Origin of the sequence: Pedobacter endophyticus (genome assembly GCF_015679185.1) — a bacterium.
In the GTDB taxonomy this organism is placed as follows: domain Bacteria; phylum Bacteroidota; class Bacteroidia; order Sphingobacteriales; family Sphingobacteriaceae; genus Pedobacter; species Pedobacter endophyticus.
Genome location: NZ_CP064939.1, coordinates 3,639,071 through 3,664,723, shown reverse-complemented (window position 1 = coordinate 3,664,723; position 25,653 = coordinate 3,639,071). Strand labels below are relative to the sequence as shown.

Genomic DNA, 25,653 nt, shown 5'->3' with positions numbered 1-25,653 from the left:
CTTGTTATGATGTCTCATACTTAGCGGTTTCTTGCGATCCCTCTAAGTGAGCACAAACACAACAGTCGCCTATTGTTGTTTGCTCTTCTTTTTTAACTTCTTCCAATATGTCAAAGAACTTTACTAAGGTGTAAGGTTTAGGGTATAAGGGTGGAGGGTTTCATTGTCCTCTGCCCAAGCCTAAGCTTAACCTTATTAGTAAAAACTGCGGTCTCGAACCGTTTCATGTGCCCCTGTGGCGTTTTTCTTTTTCTTTCAATCTGTCAATGATGATCACCGATCCGGGTGATGTGTGTTTTTATGGTGTGGTGTGTTTAAGCAATAGGTATTACCCTAAACCTTCAACCTTTTAACCCTCAACCTTAATGGTGGAGAATAACGGAGTCGAACCGTTGACCTCCTGCGTGCAAGGCAGGCGCTCTAGCCAGCTGAGCTAATCCCCCAGAGTCCAGTCCTTAAGTCCCTAGTCAACAGTCCGTAGTCTTAACGACTCATGACTTAAGACTTATCGACTTATGACTTTCAGTGGTGTAGTCCCGTCCAGATTTGAACTGGAGACCCCTACATTATCAGTGTAGTGCTCTAACCAGGCTGAGCTACGGGACTTCTTGATCTTAGATTGTTGATTTTAGACTTACGATGTTCTTCCGTTGCCGCTTCAATCGTAATTCGTCAATCTTAAATCGTAATTCAATTTCAATCTCGTCTCTCCTTAGTTTTTTTTAATATTAAGATATAGTATGTATATGGAGTATGAAGACCTTAAGCCTTATACCTTATTACCCTAAACCTTAATGTAGAAATATCATGTTGCGCAGTGAGTAGTCAACTCTACTCCAGAAAGGAGGTATTCCAGCCGCACCTTCCGGTACGGCTACCTTGTTACGACTTAGCCCCAGTTATCGGTTTTACCCTAGGACGCTCCTTGCGGTTACATACTTTAGGTACCCCCAACTTCCATGGCTTGACGGGCGGTGTGTACAAGGCCCGGGAACGTATTCACCGCGTCATTGCTGATACGCGATTACTAGCGAATCCAACTTCATGGGGTCGAGTTGCAGACCCCAATCCGAACTGTGAACGGCTTTGTGAGATTCGCATACCATTGCTGGCTAGCTGCCCTCTGTACCGTCCATTGTAGCACGTGTGTAGCCCCGGACGTAAGGGCCATGATGACTTGACGTCGTCCCCTCCTTCCTCTCTGTTTGCACAGGCAGTCTGTTTAGAGTCCCCACCTTAACGTGCTGGCAACTAAACATAGGGGTTGCGCTCGTTGCGGGACTTAACCCAACACCTCACGGCACGAGCTGACGACAGCCATGCAGCACCTAGTTTCGTGTGATTGCTCACTGATCTATCTCTAGATCATTCACTAACTTTCAAGCCCGGGTAAGGTTCCTCGCGTATCATCGAATTAAACCACATGCTCCTCCGCTTGTGCGGGCCCCCGTCAATTCCTTTGAGTTTCACCCTTGCGGGCGTACTCCCCAGGTGGAACACTTAACGCTTTCGCTTAGCCGCTGACTGTGTATCGCCAACAGCGAGTGTTCATCGTTTAGGGCGTGGACTACCAGGGTATCTAATCCTGTTTGATCCCCACGCTTTCGTGCCTCAGCGTCAATATGACCATAGTAAGCTGCCTTCGCAATCGGTGTTCTGAGACATATCTATGCATTTCACCGCTACTTGTCTCATTCCGCCTACCTCTAGTCCATTCAAGCCCATCAGTATCAAGGGCACTGCGATAGTTGAGCTACCGTCTTTCACCCCTGACTTAACAGGCCGCCTACGCACCCTTTAAACCCAATAAATCCGGATAACGCTTGGATCCTCCGTATTACCGCGGCTGCTGGCACGGAGTTAGCCGATCCTTATTCCCTCGGTACATTCAGCTAAATACACGTATCTAGGTTTATTCCCGAGTAAAAGCAGTTTACAACCCATAGGGCAGTCTTCCTGCACGCGGCATGGCTGGTTCAGAGTTGCCTCCATTGACCAATATTCCTTACTGCTGCCTCCCGTAGGAGTCTGGTCCGTGTCTCAGTACCAGTGTGGGGGGCCATCCTCTCAGATCCCCTAGTCATCGTCGCCTTGGTGGGCCGTTACCCCGCCAACTAGCTAATGACACGCATGCCCATCTTCATCCCATAAATGTTTGATCATTGTACTATGCAGTACTGTGATTTTATGCGGTATTAATCCGGATTTCTCCGGGCTATCCCCCAGATAAAGGTAGGTTGCATACGCGTTACGCACCCGTGCGCCGGTCTCTAGCAGTGCAAGCACCGCTATACCCCTCGACTTGCATGTATTAGGCCTGCCGCTAGCGTTCATCCTGAGCCAGGATCAAACTCTCCATTGTAAAATGTTATTTGATTCTGACCAGTTTTAACTATTGTTAAAAATAGTCTTCTTTTGTTTTGTCTGTTAGACATTGACTTTAAAATGTAATAAGGAACTCTGTACTTGAATTCGTACTTCATTACCCCACTACGCATCATTGACATCTCTTTTAAGAACTTATCGGCATTGAAACCTCACGGTATGCCTTTTATATATCTTCCAGCTTCAGTTGGGCATAAGTCTTAATGGTCTTTTCCCTGTTTCGGCCAGTTTCAATCTTTTCATTTTTAGTCACTCGCGACATCCGCCGCTGGACTTTTTTTTCCTTTCCTTTCGGTTGGGAGTGCAAAGGTAGAAAACTTTTTCTGAACTGCAAATAAATTATTTTATTTTTTTCGTTCTCCTTTTTCCTTCTCTTCGCTTTTCAATCTGCCTGTCTTTTAACGGGCGTCCCTTTCTTCTGATCGGGGCTGCAAAGGTAGTGATCTTTTTGTTTTCGCCAAATTTATTTTGAAATAAATTCTGCGCCTTTTCCCTCTCTACTGTCCCTGATCCACCTTTTCAATACAACCGTTTCCTCCGAAGCGGGATGCAAAGGTAGCAAAAGTTGGGCTTACTCCAAATGGATATGGGGGTATTTTTTGGAGGTTTTGATAATGAACTGAAAATCAATGAAAAAAAATTGAAGGGCGGGGCAAACATTTCAGGGATTGGGGTGTTGGGGGGGGGGTTCAGTTGGGAGTTCTCAGTTTGCAATTGCGAGGAGTAAATGAACCAGTGAGCTAATGATACTAATCAACCCATTATCAATTCACAAAACACACCAATTAATGAACTTTCTATTAATTAAAATGATAAATTAGGGTTATGTTAATCATACAACGTTGGGCATCGGACTTGATTGGGCTTCTTTTTCCGGAGTTGTGCAATGCTTGCGGGGCCGAGCTGTTGTTAAATGAGGCAATCATTTGCACGAAATGTTTGTACGATTTGCCCTTTACCGATTATCATTTGCATGCTGAAAACAGGGTGGCCAAGCAGCTTTGGGGAAGGGTTGACATTAATGCGGCGATGGCAATGCTGTATTTTAGAAAGGGAACTAAGGTGCAGAACCTGATTCATAGCTTAAAATACAAGGGCAAAACGGAAGTTGGCCTGATGCTGGGCAAAATGCTGGGTGAAAGATTACAAGGATCGCAACTCTATGCTGAAATGGATGCAATTATTCCGGTGCCGCTTCACCCAAGTAAATTGAGATTGAGAGGCTTTAATCAAAGTGCTTTTATCGCCGAAGGTATTTCGCTAATAACTGGCATTGGCGTTAATGAAAAATTACTGAGGCGATTGGTGGGTACGGAAAGCCAGACCAAAAAAAACAGGTACAGTCGTTATGAAAATATGCAGCATGTTTTTGAGGTCGACAACTCGGCACTTATTAAAGGGCGCCATGTTTTGTTAGTGGATGATGTGGTTACCACTGGGGCAACCCTCGAAGCGTGCGCCAATGCGCTTTTGTTATGTGGCGCAAATAAGGTAAGTATTGCGGCGCTGGCCTTTGCCGAATAAATTTCTTTTTTTGCAAGAAACCGAACATTTCTATATGTTTGATAAGATGCGTTTAAATAATGGCTTGTTTTTATTGTTGTTGATACTTGTGGCTGCTTGCCGTAAAGATGAGCGCATTACGAGCGATCCGGAGGCGAAGCTAACTTTGGCCACAAACAGCGTTCTGTTCGACACGATATTTTCATCTACTGGTTCGGTTACGAAACGGATCAGGCTCAGCAATGAAAACCCGAACGCGTTATATATTAACGAAATTGTGCTATCTGGAGGTACGCCATCGTCATTTAGCCTTAATATCAACGGCGAATCAACGTCGAGCAGCACAAACCTGTTACTTAACGGTAAGGACTCGCTGAATATTTTTGTTAAGGTTAAAATAGATCCCACGGCTAGCAACCTGCCTTTTTTAGTGCAAGATTCTATAATTATCAATTGTAATGGCCATAGGCAGGTTATTAAACTTGTGGCTTTTGGGCAAAATGCGATTTTTATAAATGAGAAATCAATCACAGGCGATACATATTGGTCTAATAGGCTTCCTTATGTAATTACTGGCGGCGTTACCGTGCAGAGCGGATCAAGATTGAATGTTGCACCTGGAACGAAGATCTATTTTCACAAAGATGCCAGCTTAAACGTTGAGGGCATGCTAAATGTCGAAGGCTCGGCAAACGATCCTGTGGTGTTTTGCAGCGACAGGCTCGAAAGCATTTACGCGAGTGAACCGGGCCAGTGGAAGGGGATTTTTTTAAAGCGGTTGGGAAATGCGGTAATTAAATACGCGGTCATCAAGAACGCATCTGTAGGTATTACTTCCGATTCGTTATCTCACAATGGAAACAGCAAACTGATTTTAAGCAACAGTATTATAAAGAACATGCAGGTTGCCGCTTACATTGGCTACCATTCGGAAATGCTGGCCTTTAACAATTTAATGTACAATTGCGGCAACTACCTGGTTTATGCTACAGGCGGAGGCCGTTATATGCTGAAACAAAATACCTTTGCGGGATATAACTTCGACTTTCCGCGGAAGACTGCAGCATTGACTTTTTCTGACTATATATCGAGCAGTGCTTACAATCATCTTAACATAGAACTGACCAACAATATTATCTGCGGCTCTTTGATTAACGAGCTCGACATTCAACGCAAAAGCTCGGCAAAGGTTGAGTATAAGCTGCTGAATAACCTGATTAAGACAACAAAGACTGATTTGGGCAGCAGCAATCTGATTAATGTTGAGCCGGGTTTTATCGCAGTTGATTCGGAGAATTTTCAGTTGCAGGATAACAGCATTGTTATTGGAAAAGGTTCGAGCCTAACCAACGATCCTTATTACAATAGCTATTTGAATAAAGACTTACGCGGCATAAACAGAATAAACCCTTCGACATTAGGCTGTTATGAGAAAAATTAATTTTTTTTATTAAGTTAAAACAATTCGTATTTCGCTGCGTTATATATTTGAGAGCGTTAATTTAGATGGTAAGGGTCGATATTTCTTCTAAGAATATCGGCCCTTTACTTTTTGGGATCAGAATTTATAGAATTGAGGGATTTCAAGATCACGGCTAGTCCTTATACCGTTGACTGAAGTTAACGGCAATAGACCCACTGAAGTTAACGGCAATATAATTTTAACCAATAAAAAAGCAGTTACAAATTAATGCAACTGCTCTCAAAATATTTAATTAATCTTATTTGTAAAGCGGAAAGGCGCTAACCAGTTTAATTACCTCGGCCTTTACGCTATTGATGTTTGCTTCATCATCTGGATTGGTAAGCACCTGATCAATCAGATCAACAATTTTACCCATTTCAGTTTCTTTTAAACCGCGGGTGGTAATTGCTGCTGTACCCACGCGGATGCCAGAGGTTACAAACGGCGATTTATCATCAAAAGGAACCATATTTTTATTTACGGTAATTTCTGCTCTTTCTAAGGCGTTTTCGGCCACTTTACCAGTAATGTTCTTATTTCTAAGGTCAATTAACATTAAGTGGTTATCGGTACCGCCCGAAATAATTCCGTAACCTTTAGCTACAAACGCCTTGGCCATTGCTTGTGCATTTGCGGCAACTTGTTTAATATAAGCACCGTATTCGTCGGTTAAAGCTTCGCCAAAGGCAATTGCCTTAGCTGCAATAATATGCTCTAAAGGGCCACCTTGTGTACCTGGAAAAACTGCCATGTCTAACAAATTGCTCATCATGCGCACTTCGCCCTTTGGCGTTTTTAATCCCCAGGGGTTTTCAAAATCTTTACCCATCATAATCATACCACCACGAGGGCCGCGTAAGGTTTTGTGTGTAGTAGTGGTTACAATGTGGCAGTGCGGAAGCGGGTTAGTTAACAATCCTTTTGCTATCAGCCCTGCCGGGTGAGAAATATCAGCCAACACCAATGCACCAATTTTATCTGCTACCGAGCGGATAAAAGCATAATCCCACTCGCGAGAGTAGGCTGAGGCACCACAAATAATCAACTTTGGCTTTTCAGCAAGCGCAACCTCTTCCAGTTTTTTATAATCGATAAGGCCGGTTTCTTTTTCTACACCATAAAATAGCGGCTCATATAGTTTGCCCGAAAAATTTACCGGAGAACCGTGTGTTAAGTGCCCACCGTGCGAAAGGTCGAAACCCAAAATCTTATCACCAGGTTGCAAAACTGCCAACATTACTGCCGCGTTAGCTTGCGCACCCGAGTGAGGCTGAACGTTAACCCAGGCAGCGCTGAACAATTGCTTAGCTCTGTCGATGGCAATTTGCTCCACCACATCTACAACTTGGCAGCCGCCATAATAGCGTTTTCCTGGCAGGCCTTCGGCATATTTGTTGGTTAATACCGAACCAGCAGCTTCCATTACCTGCTTGCTCACAAAGTTTTCTGATGCAATAAGTTCCAAACCGTGCTCCTGGCGGTTTAGTTCCTGATCAATAAGTTCAAAGATTTGGGTGTCGCGTGTCATCCTTATATTAGGTTTGTATTTTTCTGCAAAAGTAAGAAATTAATCGTTAAGGCAGAGATGGATTTCAGCGAAATCGCTTTTACATAAAGAGATGCGTTTATTGAAAGCGATTACTGTTTCGAATTGTAGCTGCCTTTCGAGTACCTGTCCCGGTTTTTCGGAAAGCTCAGGGTAAATGTGTCTAATTTTAATGTTCTATGAGCACATTTACTTTAATCGGTCGTCCTTCCCGCGCAGGCGGGAATCGTAATGCTAGTGATACTTCTTTTTTGAATTCAGATCCCCCAAATTTTGGAAAGGATGACGCATCAATCAAAGTTCAGTAGGAGACAAACGTGACATCCTTTAAAAAGTGTACTTTTTTAAACAGGCACTTGAAGATCTCATCTAGGAAAAAGATTTCACCTTAAAATTATTGAATCCACTGCCAATAGTAATTTCTACAATTTGTTGTTGCAGCATTTCCAGTATCGCCAGGAAATTATACACGAAATGTACTTTGTTCTCCGAATTTTTTAGCACAAGCGCAAAGTCGATTTGTTGATTAATATCGAGCAAATTTGCAATAAAATGCTTTTGTTGTTCAATGGTGTAAGGGTACTGCACCACGGTGTGTTTTACTTCCTCGCTCCTCAACTCGTACTTTTGCATGGTTCGATGATAAACCGTAAGCAGTTTATACAGATCGAGCGATAAAAGTTCATCCTGGTGCGACGACGATTCGGCAACAAGCGTTAAATCATGCTCAATGTTTCCCCTTCGCTCCTGTTGCATCCGGCTTTCTTCAAAAACCCGCATTTCCTCCGCCGCCGACTTAAACTGCTTGTAGGCAATTAACCTGGCAATCAGGTCTTGCTCGGGGTTAACCTCGTTACCCGCCTCATCTATTTCAATGCGGGGCAAAAGCATTTTAGATTTAATGCGCATTAAGGTAGCGGCCACCAGTATAAACTCGCTTGCCACCTCAACATTAACTGCTAAAAGCTGATGGATATAATCTAAAAAGTCGTTGGTAATCTTTGCAATCTCAACATCCTGAATGTTCAATTCATCACGCTCGATAAAGAATAATAATAAATCGAACGGGCCTTCAAATACCGGAAGTTTGATTTCGAAATTCTCTGCTTGCATTTAATGCAAACATAAAGAAAATGATCTAATTCCCTCAGCAAGAAAAGACTTGATGCATGAAGATCTGGCAATAGCGCTTTTTACCGAAATGATCTATTATTATAGGTAACGATCTATGGCTACATCGCTTTGCTTAAAATATAAATAATCTGCCTCGAATCCAAATGAAACATATACTCTCTCAGGTCGTTAATAATATTTTTGTTTATTTTAACAACCTTTCCCTGCGATTGGTATTCGTCAGTAATTTCGTCGCCAACTTTTACTTTGTTTAGTTTATGGGCTGAAGTGTCGTGAGTTAAGCTAATCATACAAGTATTTATTTAGCGATAAAAATACGACTATACAGAGCTGTGTAAAACGTAGTCGATATGGTTACGGAACAAGTAGAAGTAAGTGCTCATTTAGCAGATTAGCACTATAGGGTTTAGCTAATATATGTGTATTACAAATAAGACTAAATACAGCTCGATTTGTTGTAATCAAATAATTTTTAATGGATAAAAATTTGGTGGGGCAGTTTCATTTCTTTGCCTATTTTTGGTTGTAAAGACCGCCTCAAATTTCCTTTCGCTTTTATAACAAAAATGCGTTCCTTTGTAACTTGTCCTTTACCACAATAATGAATGCAAGTTAAAGCTGGCCCACTATTATCAAAAATCAATTACCCTGCTGATTTGAAGCAGTTTAGCGAAGCCGATCTGGAGCAGATATGCCAAGAATTACGTCAATATATTATTGATATTGTAAGTGTTAATGGCGGTCACTTTGGTGCCAGCTTGGGTGTTGTTGAGCTTACCGTTGCCTTACATTATGCGCTGAACACGCCTTACGATAAGTTAGTTTGGGATGTTGGACACCAGGCGTATGGCCACAAGATTTTGACTGGCCGCAGAGATTTGTTCCACACAAATCGGGTTTACAAGGGCATTAGTGGTTTTCCGAAAATTTCAGAGAGCCAATACGATACCTTTGGCGTTGGGCATTCATCTACATCAATTTCTGCGGCACTCGGTATGGCCGTAGCAGCCCAGTTGAAGGGCGAACCTGACCGGCAGCATGTTGCCATTATAGGCGATGGTGCCATGACAGCGGGACTGGCATTTGAGGGTTTAAACCATGCCGGCATCGAAAACAGCAATGTACTGGTGATCTTAAACGATAACTGCATGTCTATCGATCCGAATGTTGGTGCGCTAAAAGAATATTTAACGAGCATTACCATTTCGAAATCGTACAATAGGTTTAGAGACGATATTTCTACGGTGCTTGCAGGACTATCTAAGTTAGGACCGAATGCGCACAAATACGTTAAGAAAATAGAAAAAAGCATTAAGGGAACTCTTTTAAAGCAGAGTAATTTATTTGAAGCATTAAATTTCAGGTATTTCGGGCCGGTTGATGGTCACGATGTGAAACGACTGGCGCAAACCATCAAAGATTTAGCTGCAATTCCGGGACCAAAACTCTTGCATTGTGTTACCGTTAAAGGCAAAGGTTTCGCCCTGGCCGAAAAAGACCAAACCAAATGGCATGCACCGGGTCTTTTTGATAAGATTACCGGCGAAATTAAAAAAAGTATTACTGATAAGCCTCAACCGCCAAAATATCAGGATGTTTTCGGACATACCATGGTAGAACTGGCCGAGGCAAACGATAAAATTGTAGGCATAACACCAGCAATGCCTTCGGGCTCTTCGTTAAATATTATGATGAAGGCCATGCCAAAACGAGCTTTCGATGTAGGCATTGCCGAACAACATGCCGTTACTTTTTCTGCAGGTCTTGCTACCCAGGGAATGGTTCCTTTTTGCAATATCTATTCGAGCTTTATGCAAAGGGCGTACGATCAGGTAATTCATGATGTGGCTATTCAAAAACTCAATGTGGTTTTATGTTTAGATAGAGCCGGTTTGGCCGGAGCCGATGGCGCAACACATCATGGTGCTTATGACATTTCGTATATGCGCTGCATTCCGAACCTTACCATTTCATCGCCAATGAACGAGGAAGAGTTACGAAACCTCATGTACACCGCTCAGCTGGAAAATGCTGGTCCTTTTGTGATTCGGTATCCTCGCGGAAATGGCGTAATGGCCGATTGGAAAAGACCGTTTAAAGCGTTGGAGATTGGCAAGGGAAGAAAAATCTGCGATGGCGAGGAAGTGGCACTGTTAACCCTCGGCCATGTAGGCAATTTTGCCGTTGAGGCCCGATCTGAACTTAACAGCGAGGGAATTTATCCGGCACATTACGATTTGCGCTTTGTTAAACCGCTCGATGAAGAAATGCTTCATGAGGTATTTTCTAAATATAAACACATTATCACCGTAGAAGATGGTGCCATTCAGGGCGGAGTTGGCTCGGCGGTGTTGGAGTTCATGGCAGATCATAAATACCAGGCAAATGTGATTCGCTTAGGCATCCCCGATCAGTTTATTGAGCACGGAGAGCAGCCAGAACTGTGGGCTGAATGCGGTTACGATAAATTTTCGATCATAAATACCGTTAAAAAATTCGCCGTTAAACGCACAACGAATAGTTTAGCTGGGTAGGAAGCCTCACCCTGTTAATGTTGGTAGTATTTGTTCTGAAATGCAAGTCCCTCTCCGGGAGAGAGGGAAACAAAGTATCTGCTTTAACCCAAACGTTCATAGGGAGAAGACAGATCCCAAATCATTAAAGTTGAGTATTTGTTTAGAGATGCAAACCCTTTCCGGGAAAGCGGGAAACAAAGTAACTTCGGTTCGATTATTATCTCAGCAAAACCTCGTCATTTTAGCCACATTGCCCAGCCGCTTCGTCATGCTGAACTTGATTTATAAGGTGTCTTAGTGTTTTTAAATGTCTTGTAGCTACTTCGTGGTCAGCATCTTTCCAGCTTAGTGTTCATGCTAAATAGATCCTGAAATAAACGGCGTTGCCCTCTTAAATGCCATTAAAAACTAAACTTGTTATGAAAAATTCAGGATGACGATCGTTCATTCGTTCTTTTTACTTCTTAATCTTCGGACTTTCGGACTCTCTATATCCAACCTTAGAAAGCTTCTGTCGTACTGAGCGAAGTCGAAGTGCTTAAACATATAACCAAGCCTTCGGACTCCGGACTTCCCAACTTTCGGACTCTCTATATCCAAGCTTAGAAAGCTTCTGTCACACTGAGCGAAGTCGAAGTGCTTAAACATCTAACCAAGCCTTCGGACTCCGGACTTCCCAACTTTCGGACTCTAGCATTAAAAAGCGTTCTCTTCGCCTTTTACTGCATTCGCAACTGTTTTATAGATAATTTTAATATCCTGCAAAAGCGACCAATTCTCCATATACCAAATGTCGTGCTTAACCCTGGCCAGCATCTGTCCCGGCTCTTTCGTTTCGCCTCTAAAACCATTCACCTGTGCCCAACCGGTTATTCCCGGTTTAATAAACTGGCGAATCATGTATTGATCGATCAATTTGCTATACTCTTCCGTGTGCTTTAGCATGTGCGGGCGAGGGCCAACAATACTCATGTCGCCAAAAAGAACATTAAAAAACTGAGGAAGTTCGTCAATACTGGTTTTGCGCATAAACGCCCCAAGTCGGGTAATCCTCGGATCATTTCTTTCGGCCTGCTTGGTATTGCTCAAGGTGTTCATCCTCATACTGCGAAACTTATAGCAAAAGAAAGCACGGTTATCACGGCCCGAACGAAGCTGCGCAAATATGGCATTTCCCTTCGATTCGAGCATAATCAAAACCATCATCAGCGGCAAAAACCACGATAGGATAAAGATGATTACCGCCAGGCTGAACAAAATATCGAAAGTACGCTTGATAATCCTGTTTCGTAATGCCGTTAGTGGTTCTTTCCGGGTTACTAAAATAGGAATACCATCATAATAACTACTCAAACGGTAATTTGCGCTTTTGAAATTTTCTTCTTCACGCTTATATTTGATAAAGGAAGTGACAAATTTAACCCGAACGCAATTTTGTTCAGCTAAGGAAATCACTTCATTTAGTTCGGCACACTGATCTGGAAATTGAGTGGTATAAACTTCATCAAGATCATTCTCAATAGCATAGCGAATGGTTTTTTTAAGTTGAGATAGTGGCTGCTCAGCCAACGCTGTATCTTCGGCCAGCTCGCCATAATATCCTGTAAAGTTTACAGATAAGCGATTGCTACGGAAATATTTCTCGAGTTTTGATCCCAGATCCTGATTGCCTATTATCGCGATGTTCTTTTTGTAAAGATCCATTTTTAAATAATAGCGCTCAAAAATATAGGTAACGAATCTAATTAAGGTAATGGCCGAAAAGCTAAGCAGAAGGGTGTAAAGTATCGATTGCGGAATAACGATAATATTTAGCGTAAAATACCCGATGCCGAACATTAAAACCACTTGCAATATAAAGGTAAAAGCACTTTTCTTAAATAAGAGCTCGGTGGTTTGTACGTTTTTGAAAGAATAGGTGGTGTTGATTATGGCTGATAGCATCCAGGTGATATTCAACAACATTAAGCAGTTGGCCATGCCACCGAAATCGCGGGATTTTATCACACCTGAAAAGAAAAGAATGCCGAATGCGGAGTTGATCGCAATAGCATCACAAACAATTAAGATACTTATAAGAATAAATACATGTCTACTTTTCATAACTAATAATTTATTTGAGCATTAAGTTAGATCAACATTCACCAGTAAAACCTGGGCGTAAAATTGGCGAATTGTTTGGCTATAAAGCAATAGCCCGAAATGGCTAAAGCTTTAAAACCTGTGTTTTGTTAGGCAATAAAATGGTGAGATTTCATGCTATAAGTATTGAATTTATTTAGGGCTTCAATCTTATTTTGTACATGTAAACGTTTGTATATATTTTTACAATGGTTTTTTACCGTGTTCGGGCTGATAGATAAACGGTCGGAAATTTCTTTATATAACAAACCTTTACTAAGCAGCGAGAGTACTTCGAGCTCGCGTTCGCTTAAGCCAAAGCTGTTTACGTTTCTTGGTTGCCCATGCAACAGGCTAATTACTTTCCGGGCAATATAAGGACTCATTGGGGCGCCGCCGTTGTACAGATCAAGAATAGCATCCTGAATTTCGGTTGCAGTTGAGCCTTTAAGGATGTAGCCAGAAGCACCGGCCTTTAATGCATTGAATACGTTATCGTCATTTTGATAACTGGTGCACATTAAAAACTGTGTAAAGGCCAATTGTGGCTTAACTTGTTTAATAAGTTCGATGCCGGATTGAGTTTTTAACTTGATATCAACGAGTGCAATATCTGGAGCATTATAATATAAGCGATCCAAAGCTTCCTCTGCAGATGAGTAAACTTCTTTAATTTTAAAGAGCTTATTCATTTCTATTGCCTTAACTAGCAGGTTGCGGTATTGATCGTGATCTTCTACAATCGAGATGGAAATCATAAAACAGGAATTAGGGATGTTAATTTAACTGTAATCGTTTATTCGTTAAGATTAAATCAAACCTATATTAAAAGCAGAAAAAGCTTTTAATTTTCTTGTTTTCACACTATTATTGTGAGCCAATAACACCGTGATTTCAATAAGTAGGGGGACGACATTCTTTGCACTTTTTTGTGCCTAAGAACTTTTGCTAAGGTATAATGATTTTATTGTTAATTAAAATTTAAATATGTCCTTTTAAATCATTTAATTAGTATATTAAATACTTCGACTAGTACTATTAAAAATACTACAAATAAAAACCACAAAAAGTTAATTAAATGTAGCTTTAATTATACATTATTTCAAGTTTTAGCGGTTATTCCTAATATAAACAGTACATTTACAAATGCCAAAAAATTTTTCTTTTTCGCTAGTTTTTACAAATTACTGGTTCTATTGTTCTGTAATACTTGTGCTTCTGTGCGTTATCCTATATATCTTATTAAAGAATAGGGCGTACAGAAACCAGTTCGACAGCAAATTTTCTGCTCAAAATGAATTTATCAAATTAGAGCGGCAAAGGATTAGCGGCGAAATACATGATGAGGTAGGTTCGGGACTTTCGGCCATTAAGTTGTATGCAGAATTATCTGCGAAAAATAAGCCGGACATTGAAGAAGTACGACAGCTAAGCGACATGATTAACGACATATCGGAGAAAATAAATGAGGTAATTTGGAGCACGAATTCAGACAATGATAGTTTGATCAACATCATTTATTATATAGAAGAACAAATTCGCAAGTTTTTTGAGCACTCGGGAATTAGATTTGAGGGAAGCCTGCCGAACGAAATTCCTGAAATCACAATAAAAAGTCAAAGCCGACGGGAGTTATATTTGCTGGCGAAAGAAATTGCACACAATGCGATAAAGCACTCTCAAGCTAGCGAGGTAAAGCTGAACATCGCCATTTCGAACGGAATTATTTTGCTCAACATTAAAGATAACGGGGTTGGGTTTGATCCTAGTGCGAAAAAAGTAAAGGGTATGGGCCTTGCAAACATTAAGCTTAGAACGCAGAAGTTAAAAGGAACGTTAAAAATCGAGAACTATAAAGGAACATCCATCCTTGTACGAATCCCAATCGACCGTAACGTATCGTAAGAGAGTGGCACAGTAGTATAACATTTAAATTGTTTTTATCTAAAAATAAATCGTAACATGAAAGTTACCGATTAAAAAACAAACTTTACTCCCTTTTTAATGTTTAATGGTATAATGTTTGCACCAAGGTGGTGCACCCTAATAAAAACATATGAAAACGTTAAAAAAATCTCTCTTTTATACCAAAGTCTTTTTAAATTTTATTGTTTTTACGTTTAACCAATCATTAAATAGTGATAAACTAGAGAAAAAATCGGGCTAGTGCCCCTTTTTTAATCGATTTGCAGTCGGTTAAAAATCGTGGTAAATGTTTCTAAATGAGCTCCTTATTCCTACTGTCAACAATCCTGTCTTGTTTATTCCGACCTGATTGCGCTCATCTCTATAGGTAGCAGCCACTTCCAATCTGAAATTGTACTTGGGGTTTAACAAATAACTTACCTGGCCTTTTAAATAATATAAGTCTGTACCTATGCCTTGTCCTATGTGACTACCATACTGTACAGATCGGGTATTGTAGCTTTTAAAAATGTCCCCGCCATAGTTCATTCCATCCGCATCGAGACCATATCGTGCATATAATGCTTCACCCTGGAGATCAAATCGTTTATAACTGTAGTTTAATATACCCAAAAATTCTCTGAAGTTTGCGCCAAGCGGATGGGCCAAAGATTGATTATAGTTTGCATAATTCGAAATCCGATCAAAATGGGCGTAAGTATAAGGTCGGGCAGTGTTAAACTCAGCCAAATAATTCAGCCCCTTGGCTTTAAAGAGGTCTGAACCTTTTACACCGAACTGAATGGCAAATTTGTTTGCCCAATAACCATTGCCGGCAAAAAATTCTTTAGCTGTAAATTCGTCAAACATAAATTGACCATACAACGTCGTTTTCTTCAATAGTTCATATTTTAGGTTGAAGCCGAGGCGCATTTTATCGGGTGAAGTTGTATTGGTGTTCTCAACTGGTCTAAGAAAGATAAAAGGATGCACATAGTTAAAATCGAATCCCCTTTTACCTTCTTGCTCGGCATCGGCCCAGGTTACAGCCTGAAAAAAGCCAACTGAAAAGCGGTTCGTCGCATTCCAATCTACATAATGGGCTGCCATCCACTTGCCCCTATCGCCCAATCTTCTTTCAGAAGCCAATTTAGGCGATCCCGGATCGAGCATGTAAGCAAAAATAGTTTGGTATTGTACACTCCCCAACGTGGCTCGAACTCTAAAGAATGAGTAATTAGACGATACATCAGAAAGCAGCATCGACCGGTAACCGTCGCCAATGAAATTTTTGTCGTAACCTAGGCCAAAGTTTAAATGCTTATTTGGAGAATACGATAATAAGGCGGTTACATAAGACCAGTCTTGCTGATCGGTTGCCAACTTACCATATCCCTGACCTGGAACGACCTGGTTTTTAACGATGTAATTGTTTACATAGTTGACAAATTTCCCCTGATTTTCGAAACCGTTTAAATAAAAAGAGAACTTCTCGCCAACGTTACCGCCCACCTGAAAGCCACGGGTGTTCATCCATGTTGTTCTGCCTTCGCCTGCAAAATCTCTTCCGACCTGCAGATCAGGAAGAAAATCGGCATATATGCGATAATCATCGTCGTTAAATTCGAGCAAGTGTTCTTGAAAAAGCTTGCGGTGTGCCCAACTTCTTGTGTTAAGGCTATCGGTTCCTGCCTTCATCAACGAATCGTAATGCATCTGCAATGCTCTATCATCGGCAAAAAAGCCTTTAATTGATGAATGGAATTTAGATTGCTGATCGTACACAGCTGGGTTCAGTTTCTGGTAAAATTGGTAATCGTAAGGAATATTAACGTTTGGCGTAGTAGTTTGCGCATTTACCTTAGAAACAAAAAAGGCCATTACGGCCATAAAAATGTATTTTCTCATATTAACTTGATCGTTGAAATTTGATCGCTATAGAATTTGATCCAATTCTTCAAACACCGAATTCTTACTTTTGAACTCGGGAACCAATTTTTTCATATTTATTACAACTTGCCTATCGTTGTTTAATTTTGCAGAATTAATAAGCGCATACAATTGCTGTTCAACATCGGCAAATACGTACTCCCTCACTTTCCCGATCATAATTTTTTCATGATGGGTTGGCATGGTGTTTTCGTTATCGTTTAGCAACTCCTCGTACAGCTTTTCACCAGGGCGCAATCCTGAATATTCTATCTTGACATCAACATTGGGCTCTAATCCTGCAAGTCTGATCATTTTTTTTGCCAGCTCCACAATTTTAACCGATTTGCCCATGTCGAATATAAAAATCTCTCCGCCCTTCCCCATACAACCGGCCTCTAAAACTAGCCTGCATGCTTCGGGGATGGTCATAAAGTAGCGTGTAATCTCTGGATGCGTAACGGTTACCGGCCCACCTTTTTCAATTTGTTGTGTAAAACGTGGGATCACAGATCCGTTTGATCCTAGAACGTTCCCAAATCGTGTGGTAATAAATTTTGTAATTGGCTTCACATTGAGCTCGTTGATGTATTGCAATCCGTTGCTGAAAATAAAACCGTCGGTACTTAATGAATTATTTAAAGATTGCACATAAATCTCTGCTATTCTTTTGGAAGCGCCCATCACATTGGTCGGGTTCACCGCTTTATCGGTTGAGATCATTACAAATTTTTGGACCCCATATTTAACAGACTTATCGGCTATGGTTTTTGTGCCCAAAACATTGGCTTTGATTGCCTCAGCAGGATTGTCTTCCATTAAAGGAACATGTTTATAGGCCGCAGCGTGGTACACATAATGTGGCTTATAAGTCTCGAAAAGTTTTTCCATGCGTTGCTCATCGCGAACATCGCCGATAAAAGCATGGAAATTTTTTGTTTTGTTGGTCTCCTCAAGTTCGAGGTAAAGCTCATGTAACGCAGTTTCAGATTGATCGCACAGGATGATCAACCCAACATCGAACTTAGAAAGCTGCCTAACAATTTCACTACCGATGGATCCTGCTGCACCGGTTATCAAAATTCGTTTCTTATTGAGCATTTGTCCGATGCCTTCTATGTCGATCTTGATGGGCTTTCTATTCAGAAGGTCTTCGATATTTAGCTTCTGAATTTGTGCTGACTGTAACTTGCCATTCGTCCACACATCTGCAGGCGGGATATTTAACACTTTGACGTCATTCTCGAGGCAAAGATCAACTACCTGGTCTTTTACATCGTCGGGAATGGTGTAAGATGCAAAAATGATTTCATCCAACTCGTGTTCACTAATGAGATAGGTTAACTGTTTGGCGTCGAGAATTTTAATCCCATCAATCGTCTTACCAATTTTTCTAGAATCGTCGTCTACAAAGGCAACAATACTTTTGTTGACGCTTCCATCATGATCAAAAGTTCTTTTTGTGGCTAAGCCTGCTTCGCCAGCACCGTAAATAATTACTTTCTTTTTATCGAGGCTGAGGTTTTTAACATATAAGAAAAAATACTTGATTAATACCCGATAGGTCATTAAGAGCAAAAAGCTGGTTAAACCATTGGTAATTAATATTGTAATAGAGATAAGTGGCGTATTGAAAAAGGTGAGCGAGATTAAATTTAAGATAAAGAAAGTTCCATTACCAATAATCACGGCTATCAATATCCTAAAGGAATCTTGCGCACTGGTATATCGAATAATACCGGTATAGGTTCTGATATGAAAAAAGACCGCAATATTTATTGCGCCAATTACAAGAAGGTTTCTGGCTAGTTCGGGAAGGTCGAAAGCATCTATATCTAAATTGTACTTAAGTAAATAAGCAAAAATGAGGGAACAAGTGCATATTGTCAAATCCAATATGAAAATGACCCAGCGTGGGACTATATTAATTTGAGTAAACAAAATGTAATAGGTAAGTTTTAGTAAAGGTACATATTAAAACAAGTTTAATACAAATCTAATTCCATAACAGCATCGTTTTCAAATACGGCTGGAATTTCGATCAGTCTTGCTACCGCAGAGCAGGCAGCGATGGTTGCGCCCATGCCAACCTTGGCTCCTCCACCGATATAAGCGTTCGGGTAAATGCTGGTAAAATCGTCGAGTACCACATCGTGATCGACCGTTACATTGGCGTTAACCACCGCATGTTTACCAATTATTGCTCCTGATTGAATTACTGAACCAGCTAAAACGACGCTTCCTTCGCCAATGACAACATCATCGGCAACTGTAGCCTTTGGATGGATAACGGTACCGAATTGATGTGCAATGTTCCTGGCAACATCCTTCCTTAATAGATTGTTCCCGATAGCAACAATCAATTTTGCGTGCGGAGCAATATTTTCACTGTAAGAAAAAACGGGAACATCGTTAATGGACGACAAAGACGTGTTATCGTCGAAATAAGCAATCACGTTGCCTCCAGTTAATTTAATTGCATCGGCAATTACTCTGGCGTGACCCCCACCTCCGTAAATTATCCAATCAGTCAATACTTTTATATTTAAGTAAGCGCTCTTTCCCCTCCATTTTAAAACGGACGATCAGAAATAGCATTGCTGAAGCGATAATCAAAAACAATGCCGATAGCAGATCAGTTCCTATAAAATAAATAATTGTGAGATTAATGATGAACTGTACACCAATATAAATCGCCACAACGAGTAGGTGGGGTAACTTTTTTTCGTTTGAAAGAAACTGATAAAAGTGACTTCTGTGTGCCTCAAAAATATTTTCTTTCCGAATGGCTCGAAAAGCAATTGTTGTTACAGTGTCTAACCCATAAAACAATAATAACAAAACGTAGCTAAAATTTTGAGTCTGTATGATCAGTTGGCCAAGGAGAAAAACAATAATAAATGCTATACTCACGCTACCAACGTCGCCAGCAAAACATTTTGCCTTTTTTCTGAAATTGAAAAAATTGAATACAAGTAACGAAAGGCCAACTACTATTAACAGCTCGGCTGAGGTAAAGGATACGATGTACTCGTTGATGTAATATAATGTAGCGATTGCTAATAAACTGTATCCTCCTGTAATACCATTTATACCATCCATGAAGTTATAGGCATTGATGGTTCCGATTACAAAAATCAAAGCAATGGGCAGCCAAAACCACGGAAGGCTAAAAAGTTCCCATTGATAAAACATGAGCAGCACGGAAAACAAATGGACAGCCAACCTTATTTTGTTATTTAATGTCAATATATCATCCAAAAAACTGATTAGACTGATTGCAAATAAGCCTAAAATAAAATAAGGATATTGAAAGCTAAAAGTGCAGAAGAATATTAATGCAGCCAACGTAAAAATAATTCCTCCACCACGAATGGTTACCGCAGTATGTGAGCTACGGTGATTGGGCTTATCTATGATGTTGAAGTGATCGGCTAGCTTGAAGTAGAGGATTTCGAGGGCGAAAAGCGAGACAAATACGATAATTATAAAAAGGATAGACATCTTGCTAAGTTAAATTGGGTTATGAGTTTTGTACGTCATTGCGAACGAAGTAAATGGCGCTTGTGGTGGCGTGAAGCAATCTGCATGATTTATTAATATAGATTTCTTCGGCTCGCTTAGTATCCAGCCTCGCTACAAGGTAGCCCCTTTGGGGCAATGACGATTTAGAATAATGTTAATATATGTTTATTCAAGACTTAAAACTCATAATTAATGTTGGCTATTGAATTCTGCTATGAGGATCTTGACAAATCTACTAATCAATTGCTATCTAAAAGAGTTAGCGGTAATTTTTAAGCCTTCCTTTGCTGATATTGGCAGATCGCTATTGATGGCCTTTTTAATTTTCGAGTTATCTACTATATAGTTCTCAGTAAGCTTATTTAGGCGTTCCGTATTCAACGGAAGCTTAATAGCATCTCCAAGTTTCGCAACAAAACGAATGAAATTCGCAGGCACCTTCCATATTTTCGCTTTTTTGCCTTCGGACTCTGAAAGAATTCTGACAACTTCATTTGTTGATAATGAATCGTCATCGGCTACGTTATAAACTCCCGATGGAACATCCTTTTCAAGTAATTCTTTAATCACATAGCACAGGTTCTCTACACTCAGAAACGACCGTTTATTTTCAAAGGCAGCTAGTGGATAAGGTATTCCTTTTTGAACGAATTTATATAGCAAGTTTAGGTTCCCTTTGTTGCCCGGTCCGTGAATCATGCACGGCCTTAAGATATAATACGACTTCCCTTCAGGTAAAGGTTGCGACTGTATATATTGTTCAGCCATTAACTTAGACTTACCATAATGTGTTTGTGGATTTGGAACGGTCTCTTCTGTTAATATCCCTTCGACGACATCAGCAGCTGCTTTTACAGAGCTGACAAAAATGAACTTCTTAGCATCTGATCGCAGAAAAGCATCATACAGTTTTTTCGTTAATTCGAAATTGACCTCGTAATACTCATCAGGGTTGGATGCTTTTTTGAGGTCGTGGGCTTTACCAGCGAGGTGGATCATGGCATCAGAATGATCAAAGTCAATGTTCTTAAATAAATCGATACGGCTTAAGGGCTTCGTATTTTCATCATACCGAGGTAGATAGGTCAGTAGGTTTTTACCCACAAAACCAGAGGCGCCTGTTACAAAAATCATATGTAGAATGAGATAGAAATATTTAATACATTTAAATGAGATAGCCAAATTTTTGTCAGCTACACCAACGTGAGAAATTACGAAAATTAGCAGCTTTAACGTTAATCATACATTCATACTTTATTATAACAAATACTGGCGCATAAATATCATTTTATTAAAGGGCTGCTCAAATCAGCGGCTTATTATCGATGTTAGTCCATACAATGATTGCATTCTCATTAATTTTAATTTTAGCCTAGAAGATGTTTTAGATATTAATCCTCTACCGTATCCTTCACAATCCATTGGATTAATTTTCCACTCCCCCAACATATTTTGCCTATTTTCGAATAAAAGCTATTGTTATTTTACACTTTCACTTGAATACAATTTTAAATAATTCTCAGCCAATTTACTTCTTGAAAACATTTCGACTCTGCGAACGGCATTTGCAGAATATTTTTCAAATAATTGAGGTTGACTAATTAGATTTTCGATTGCTAACCTAAGTTCATTTGAATCGGCTGGGTTTACCGTTTCACCTGTAATGCCAGCCAACGACACATACGGTACGCCCGATTTTAGATTTGTATTAATCACTGGTAGGGCGTTTGCCATTGCCTCTAGTTGTACAACCCCAAAAGCTTCGGCCTCGTTTATCGATGGCAAAACGAAGATATCCGAATCTAAATAACACTTACCTAAATCTTCGTTAGACAAATTACTTTTAAATTCCACTTTGCTTTCAATATTTAGTATTTCGACCTGTTTTGCTAAACTAGTCGCGTTTTCACCATCGCCAACTATTGTTAGATTAACATTGAGTTCTTTAACCGCATCTATTAAATACTTGATCCCCTTATATTCTCTTAACTTACCTACAAAAAGCAATTTTATATTCCTATTGAAAGGATACTTTTTAGGTAGTACATTCAAGCTTAGTGCTGGATCGAAGCTCAGTGGAATTACCGTTACTTTGTCTTTATACTGTAGGAGCAAGTCGGAGTTTTCCAATAATTGCGGAGAGGTAACAACTATGTGCTGTGCTATATCTAATAATCGTTTAATTATTGGGTCATAAAATTTTCCGATCCAGCTCCATCTCGATGATTTAATGTTAGCATGCCATGTAATAATCAACTTCCGCTGCCTAAGCAGCTCTATATTTCTGATCAATGCCAATTCCATATTTGGAAAAGGATAGTGATGGTGAATAATCTCATTGTCAGCGATTAGCTTTGTCAAGCTTCGGTATTTAATATTGAGTGGTTGGCTCTTAAAAATAAAAGGTGTACGTTCCTTTATCAACGTAATATTGTTGACGCTATCAATATTCCTGTTGAGTAGCCGAGTATGATTATTCGAATATACAGTAAATTTTACGTCCTTATGCTTGGTCGAGATCGAACTTACAATGTCCTTTACCACGGATTCCATTCCACCTTTTGATGGCTCATAGTATTTTACTGTTTGAAGAATCTTCATTAAATTGTCTCAAGAATTTTAATATGTGAATTAATCGCCTTCTGCCAGCTGAAATTCTTTAAATGCATGGGATAGCCACCGGTAAGATCTTTTAGTTGGCCATCAAAAAACAGCCTCAACTTTCTCAGCAGATCGTTAACATCAGTTGGATCGAAATAATGAACCAATTCTCCCCCTACTTCCGGTATTGATGCAGCATTGGACGCTATGATAGGTATATTTGCCTCCATAGCTTCTAAAATTGGTAGCCCAAAACCTTCATATAATGAAGGAAATAAAAAGAGGGTTGCATTTTTATAGTATTCCGCCAGTCGATCATCGTCGACAATACCAGTAAATTTAATTTTCGCTCCCAATTCTTTAATGAGATCACCGAATGAAGTATCATTCGTTATGAATCCATCTCTTTTGCCTACAATTACGAAAGATAGTTCCTCCTGGCTCAATCTTTGAAAAGCCTCTAATGCGAGCCTCAAATTCTTGTGAGGTTTTACATTTCCTACATAAAGAATATAGTTTGTAGCTAACCCAGATCTCACCGTTGATATCTGTACTTCTTTTGGTGCAAGTGGTATAACCTCGATTTTAGCAGTCGGCACATTTGTGAGTCTACAGATTTCCCTTTTTGAAAATTCAGACACAGTTACAAGTTTAGGATAGATTGCCAGTCTTTTCATAAATATTTTTACCATCATAATCAGTACAGGTGAAAATTTCTCTGCATTCGCTAAGTGGTAAACATCATGAATAGTTGCGAGTCTGGACACGGCTTTTATAGGCAACAAAGGAACATTCCAATTAGGAGACCAAAATATGTCGCATTTTGGAATGGCAAAAGGCAACTCTAACTGTTCCGCAATTGACAAGATTTTTGCCTTCATTAGTTTAACAGTTACTTTATCAGCCCATTCGTAATTAGCCAACTCTGAATATCCTAAACAATGAACGGTGAATTTTTTAGACTTAATAATGCCGGGAATGATATGTTGTAAATAAGTGCCGATACCAGACATAGAAATCATTCTACAATCGATAACAATTATCTTCTGCTGCTGCTTCAACTGATTATTTTAATTTGAAGTTTTCGACATCATTAATCCATGCATCTAGCGTATCTAGCTCACGCTGTTCTACAATACCATTGTTCAGTAAACTCTGGTAGGCTAACCTCAAATTTTCATTTATTGATCTATCAGATGATATCGCACTTTTGACCAATTCAATCACCGTTTCCGTATATTCGAACATCGGCACCTCCGACATAAAATCCTTAAGATAGTCATGGGGATTTCGCTTTTGTATTACTGTAGCCTCAGTAAAGCCTAAATGATATCCATATAACCACATAATTGGTTGTGCCACTAACCCACGCAATATATCTGTAAACCTAAAAGTTACATATGTAGGTAGGTAAAGTAAAGAAAACAATTCTTGTCTATACATTGTGTTTTGCGAGTTGTAGGGGCAAAGGGTTCCCTTTGACAAAACAACAGGTTTTCGCTTGTTAAAATAGCAGGGCTCATCACTTGTAAGACGATAGATTGCATCTACATCTGGATCCTCATCTGCCAACCCTTGCCACACACCAACATTACTCTTTTTTTCATTAACAGCTTCTTCAAGTGAGTATTTTGTGGTAATAAGTTTCAAAGGAAGCCCACGAGGCCAAATCTTTTGTTCTGTGAAAAGTTGATATATATTGATGAAGCCCAGATTTTCGTTTAAGTGATCTTGCGACGCCTCTAGGTCTGGAAAATGCCAGCTATCGTAGGGGATGTTGTCGTCATCAGTATCGATAATACGATTTGCTTTGTTCTTAATGGCATGTAAATAACCAATCATCTTTCTACAATAGTGATTATAAGGCAGTATCTTAGCAAGTGAGAATCCGGAGTTCTCTTGATCTGCGATTGATAGATAATTTACATTAGGATAGTTCCAGCCCTCAGGTGTTTTTTTGTCTCCAACTACTGTAAGCTGGAAATCCTCTAGCGCTGAAAATTTTTCGATTGCCTCAGTTGGAGGAAATATACTAGTTATTACGATGTGTGTTTTCATTTTCTATTATGATTTTTTGTAGTTGGCAAACTCGTTCCGACGTATAGTGCTTTGACAGATATGTTTCATACTTATGTTTGGGAAATTCCAGCTCATTCAGATATACGTCCATGGTCTCTGAAAATACTTCATAGGTTAGTGCATTAACTGTCATATTTTCTAATTCATAAAATTCCGTATCATCATTTTTCTGATAACGAGAAACGACTCTACATCCTGCGCTTAGCAACTCAAGAAACCTAGGTGTTACCGGATTAGCACCCCCTGTTCTGACTTCTCCTCCATCGATGCCAGGTGTAGAATAAAATCCAATTTTACATTGGGTTAGCAGTTTGAAATAATCACTACGACTATTAAAATTCCCTAAAAATCCGTCCTTAGTCGAGTAGAAATTTATTTTACCATCTTCTATTTGTCTATACACAATATTCAATTCAGGATGTTGTTCTTTATATATATCTAAAAAAGATTGCAAAACTAAATTTTCTCTTCCAGCTAATATTAAATCGAAACGCTTATTCGACATAAAATTATCACTGTTATTGTAACGATCTGATATACTCAAAGGGAGGTGATAGATTTCTAGAGGACATTTCTTCTTTTTTAAATAATTATATGCTTCCAAGCTGGAAATACATACAAATTTGCAATTTTGATAATTTTCATAAAAAGCATCCAGATCCTCCGTAAGCCAGAAATCAATAATTATTGGTATAACATTGCAGGATGTAATATAAGAGAAAGTTGGTCTTGGAAATAAGTCGAAGGCTATCGCCTTTGTTTCTCTTTGCGTGATCAAATCTACGTTTCGAATTAAACGGTTAACATATTTCTTTTTTATGAAATATCTAGACAATTTGTTATCAAAAAATATCTTCTTAAAGGCATTAACCATTTTAAGATTCATAGCCTCTATAAAATCGTCTTCCCACTCATAAACTATTTGCCAACTCGGCATTTTCATA

General features: G+C 39.7%; 18 protein-coding genes, 2 tRNA genes and 1 rRNA gene. 4 read left to right on the top strand and 17 right to left on the bottom strand.

Going from position 1 to position 25,653, the window contains the following annotated elements:
- Window positions 1–366: 366 nt before the first annotated feature.
- From IZT61_RS14900 to IZT61_RS14890, 3 genes are all read right to left on the bottom strand, one after another.
- A tRNA-Ala gene (locus IZT61_RS14900) sits at window positions 367–443 on the bottom strand.
- A gap of 88 nt (window positions 444–531) precedes the next feature.
- A tRNA-Ile gene (locus IZT61_RS14895) sits at window positions 532–606 on the bottom strand.
- 234 nt (window positions 607–840) lie between these two features.
- Window positions 841–2,362: ribosomal RNA gene (locus IZT61_RS14890) — 16S ribosomal RNA — on the bottom strand.
- Window positions 2,363–3,210: 848 nt separating this feature from the next.
- Here IZT61_RS14890 and IZT61_RS14885 point away from each other — a divergent pair.
- Complete coding sequence (locus IZT61_RS14885) at window positions 3,211–3,909, top strand: ComF family protein (protein ID WP_196097820.1); 699 nt, start codon at window positions 3,211–3,213, stop codon at window positions 3,907–3,909.
- Between the two features lie 10 nt (window positions 3,910–3,919).
- Window positions 3,920–5,329 carry a hypothetical protein gene (locus IZT61_RS14880; RefSeq protein WP_196097818.1) on the top strand — a complete coding sequence of 470 codons (1,410 nt, stop codon included), beginning with the start codon at window positions 3,920–3,922 and terminating at the stop codon, window positions 5,327–5,329.
- 280 nt (window positions 5,330–5,609) lie between these two features.
- Here the strand turns inward: IZT61_RS14880 and glyA are convergent, their stop codons facing one another.
- The 3 genes from glyA to IZT61_RS14865 form a co-directional block, all read right to left on the bottom strand.
- Window positions 5,610–6,881 carry a serine hydroxymethyltransferase gene (gene glyA, locus IZT61_RS14875; protein ID WP_196097816.1) on the bottom strand — a complete coding sequence of 424 codons (1,272 nt, stop codon included), beginning with the start codon at window positions 6,879–6,881 and terminating at the stop codon, window positions 5,610–5,612.
- Between the two features lie 387 nt (window positions 6,882–7,268).
- Window positions 7,269–8,012: a segregation and condensation protein A gene (locus IZT61_RS14870; protein WP_196097815.1), complete on the bottom strand. Its 744-nt coding sequence runs from the start codon at window positions 8,010–8,012 to the stop codon at window positions 7,269–7,271.
- Between the two features lie 119 nt (window positions 8,013–8,131).
- Entirely contained in the window at window positions 8,132–8,323 is a 192-nt protein-coding gene (locus tag IZT61_RS14865; RefSeq protein WP_196097813.1) for a hypothetical protein, read from the bottom strand.
- Between the two features lie 315 nt (window positions 8,324–8,638).
- On the opposite strand from IZT61_RS14865, the gene dxs reads away from it, so the two are divergent.
- On the top strand, window positions 8,639–10,567 hold the full coding sequence (gene dxs, locus IZT61_RS14860; RefSeq protein ID WP_196097812.1) for a 1-deoxy-D-xylulose-5-phosphate synthase: 1,929 nt from the start codon (window positions 8,639–8,641) through the stop codon (window positions 10,565–10,567).
- A 678-nt stretch (window positions 10,568–11,245) separates the two neighbouring features.
- On the opposite strand, the gene IZT61_RS14855 is transcribed toward dxs, so the two are convergent.
- Window positions 11,246–12,652: an exopolysaccharide biosynthesis polyprenyl glycosylphosphotransferase gene (locus tag IZT61_RS14855; protein WP_196097810.1), complete on the bottom strand. Its 1,407-nt coding sequence runs from the start codon at window positions 12,650–12,652 to the stop codon at window positions 11,246–11,248.
- Window positions 12,653–12,780: 128 nt separating this feature from the next.
- On the bottom strand, window positions 12,781–13,428 hold the full coding sequence (locus tag IZT61_RS14850; RefSeq protein WP_196097808.1) for a response regulator transcription factor: 648 nt from the start codon (window positions 13,426–13,428) through the stop codon (window positions 12,781–12,783).
- Window positions 13,429–13,816: 388 nt separating this feature from the next.
- Here IZT61_RS14850 and IZT61_RS14845 point away from each other — a divergent pair, with 388 nt between their 5' ends.
- On the top strand, window positions 13,817–14,575 hold the full coding sequence (locus tag IZT61_RS14845; RefSeq protein ID WP_196097806.1) for a sensor histidine kinase: 759 nt from the start codon (window positions 13,817–13,819) through the stop codon (window positions 14,573–14,575).
- Between the two features lie 291 nt (window positions 14,576–14,866).
- Here IZT61_RS14845 and IZT61_RS14840 read toward each other — a convergent pair whose 3' ends face one another.
- The 9 genes from IZT61_RS14840 to IZT61_RS14800 all read right to left on the bottom strand — a co-directional run bounded on the left by IZT61_RS14840 (window position 14,867) and on the right by IZT61_RS14800 (window position 25,646).
- Entirely contained in the window at window positions 14,867–16,483 is a 1,617-nt protein-coding gene (locus tag IZT61_RS14840) for a gliding motility protein RemB (RefSeq protein ID WP_196097805.1), read from the bottom strand.
- Between the two features lie 27 nt (window positions 16,484–16,510).
- Window positions 16,511–18,445 carry a polysaccharide biosynthesis protein gene (locus tag IZT61_RS14835; RefSeq protein WP_196097803.1) on the bottom strand — a complete coding sequence of 645 codons (1,935 nt, stop codon included), beginning with the start codon at window positions 18,443–18,445 and terminating at the stop codon, window positions 16,511–16,513.
- A gap of 44 nt (window positions 18,446–18,489) precedes the next feature.
- Window positions 18,490–19,038 carry a PglD-related sugar-binding protein gene (locus IZT61_RS14830; RefSeq protein ID WP_196097801.1) on the bottom strand — a complete coding sequence of 183 codons (549 nt, stop codon included), beginning with the start codon at window positions 19,036–19,038 and terminating at the stop codon, window positions 18,490–18,492.
- Complete coding sequence (locus IZT61_RS14825; RefSeq protein WP_196097799.1) at window positions 19,031–20,008, bottom strand: MraY family glycosyltransferase; 978 nt, start codon at window positions 20,006–20,008, stop codon at window positions 19,031–19,033. The genes IZT61_RS14830 and IZT61_RS14825 overlap by 8 nt, the downstream gene beginning before the upstream one ends.
- Before the next feature lie 267 nt (window positions 20,009–20,275).
- Window positions 20,276–21,211 (bottom strand): NAD-dependent epimerase/dehydratase family protein, encoded by a 936-nt coding sequence (locus IZT61_RS14820; RefSeq protein WP_230383716.1) that lies wholly within the window; start codon window positions 21,209–21,211, stop codon window positions 20,276–20,278.
- A gap of 297 nt (window positions 21,212–21,508) precedes the next feature.
- On the bottom strand, window positions 21,509–22,630 hold the full coding sequence (locus tag IZT61_RS14815) for a glycosyltransferase (RefSeq protein WP_196097797.1): 1,122 nt from the start codon (window positions 22,628–22,630) through the stop codon (window positions 21,509–21,511).
- Window positions 22,630–23,691, bottom strand: a complete 1,062-nt coding sequence (locus IZT61_RS14810) for a glycosyltransferase family 4 protein (RefSeq protein WP_196097795.1) — start codon at window positions 23,689–23,691, stop codon at window positions 22,630–22,632. The genes IZT61_RS14815 and IZT61_RS14810 overlap by 1 nt, the downstream gene beginning before the upstream one ends.
- A gap of 4 nt (window positions 23,692–23,695) precedes the next feature.
- Window positions 23,696–24,688, bottom strand: coding sequence for an STELLO glycosyltransferase family protein (locus IZT61_RS14805; protein WP_196097793.1), 993 nt, complete (start codon window positions 24,686–24,688; stop codon window positions 23,696–23,698).
- Window positions 24,663–25,646, bottom strand: coding sequence for a glycosyltransferase family 1 protein (locus IZT61_RS14800; RefSeq protein WP_196097791.1), 984 nt, complete (start codon window positions 25,644–25,646; stop codon window positions 24,663–24,665). The genes IZT61_RS14805 and IZT61_RS14800 overlap by 26 nt, the downstream gene beginning before the upstream one ends.
- Window positions 25,647–25,653: the final 7 nt, after the last annotated feature.

Excerpts from the sequence above, each read along its gene's own strand:
- IZT61_RS14885 (WP_196097820.1), top strand. The coding sequence starts at position 3,211 with ATGTTAATCATACAACGTTGGGCATCGGACTTGATTGGGCTTCTTTTT.
- glyA (WP_196097816.1), bottom strand. The coding sequence starts at position 6,881 with ATGACACGCGACACCCAAATCTTTGAACTTATTGATCAGGAACTAAAC.
- IZT61_RS14870 (WP_196097815.1), bottom strand. The coding sequence starts at position 8,012 with ATGCAAGCAGAGAATTTCGAAATCAAACTTCCGGTATTTGAAGGCCCG.
- IZT61_RS14865 (WP_196097813.1), bottom strand. The coding sequence starts at position 8,323 with ATGATTAGCTTAACTCACGACACTTCAGCCCATAAACTAAACAAAGTA.
- dxs (WP_196097812.1), top strand. The coding sequence starts at position 8,639 with ATGCAAGTTAAAGCTGGCCCACTATTATCAAAAATCAATTACCCTGCT.
- IZT61_RS14855 (WP_196097810.1), bottom strand. The coding sequence starts at position 12,652 with ATGAAAAGTAGACATGTATTTATTCTTATAAGTATCTTAATTGTTTGT.
- IZT61_RS14850 (WP_196097808.1), bottom strand. The coding sequence starts at position 13,428 with ATGATTTCCATCTCGATTGTAGAAGATCACGATCAATACCGCAACCTG.
- IZT61_RS14845 (WP_196097806.1), top strand. The coding sequence starts at position 13,817 with ATGCCAAAAAATTTTTCTTTTTCGCTAGTTTTTACAAATTACTGGTTC.
- IZT61_RS14840 (WP_196097805.1), bottom strand. The coding sequence starts at position 16,483 with ATGAGAAAATACATTTTTATGGCCGTAATGGCCTTTTTTGTTTCTAAG.
- IZT61_RS14825 (WP_196097799.1), bottom strand. The coding sequence starts at position 20,008 with ATGTCTATCCTTTTTATAATTATCGTATTTGTCTCGCTTTTCGCCCTC.
- IZT61_RS14815 (WP_196097797.1), bottom strand. The coding sequence starts at position 22,630 with ATGAAGATTCTTCAAACAGTAAAATACTATGAGCCATCAAAAGGTGGA.
- IZT61_RS14805 (WP_196097793.1), bottom strand. The coding sequence starts at position 24,688 with ATGAAAACACACATCGTAATAACTAGTATATTTCCTCCAACTGAGGCA.
- IZT61_RS14800 (WP_196097791.1), bottom strand. The coding sequence starts at position 25,646 with ATGCCGAGTTGGCAAATAGTTTATGAGTGGGAAGACGATTTTATAGAG.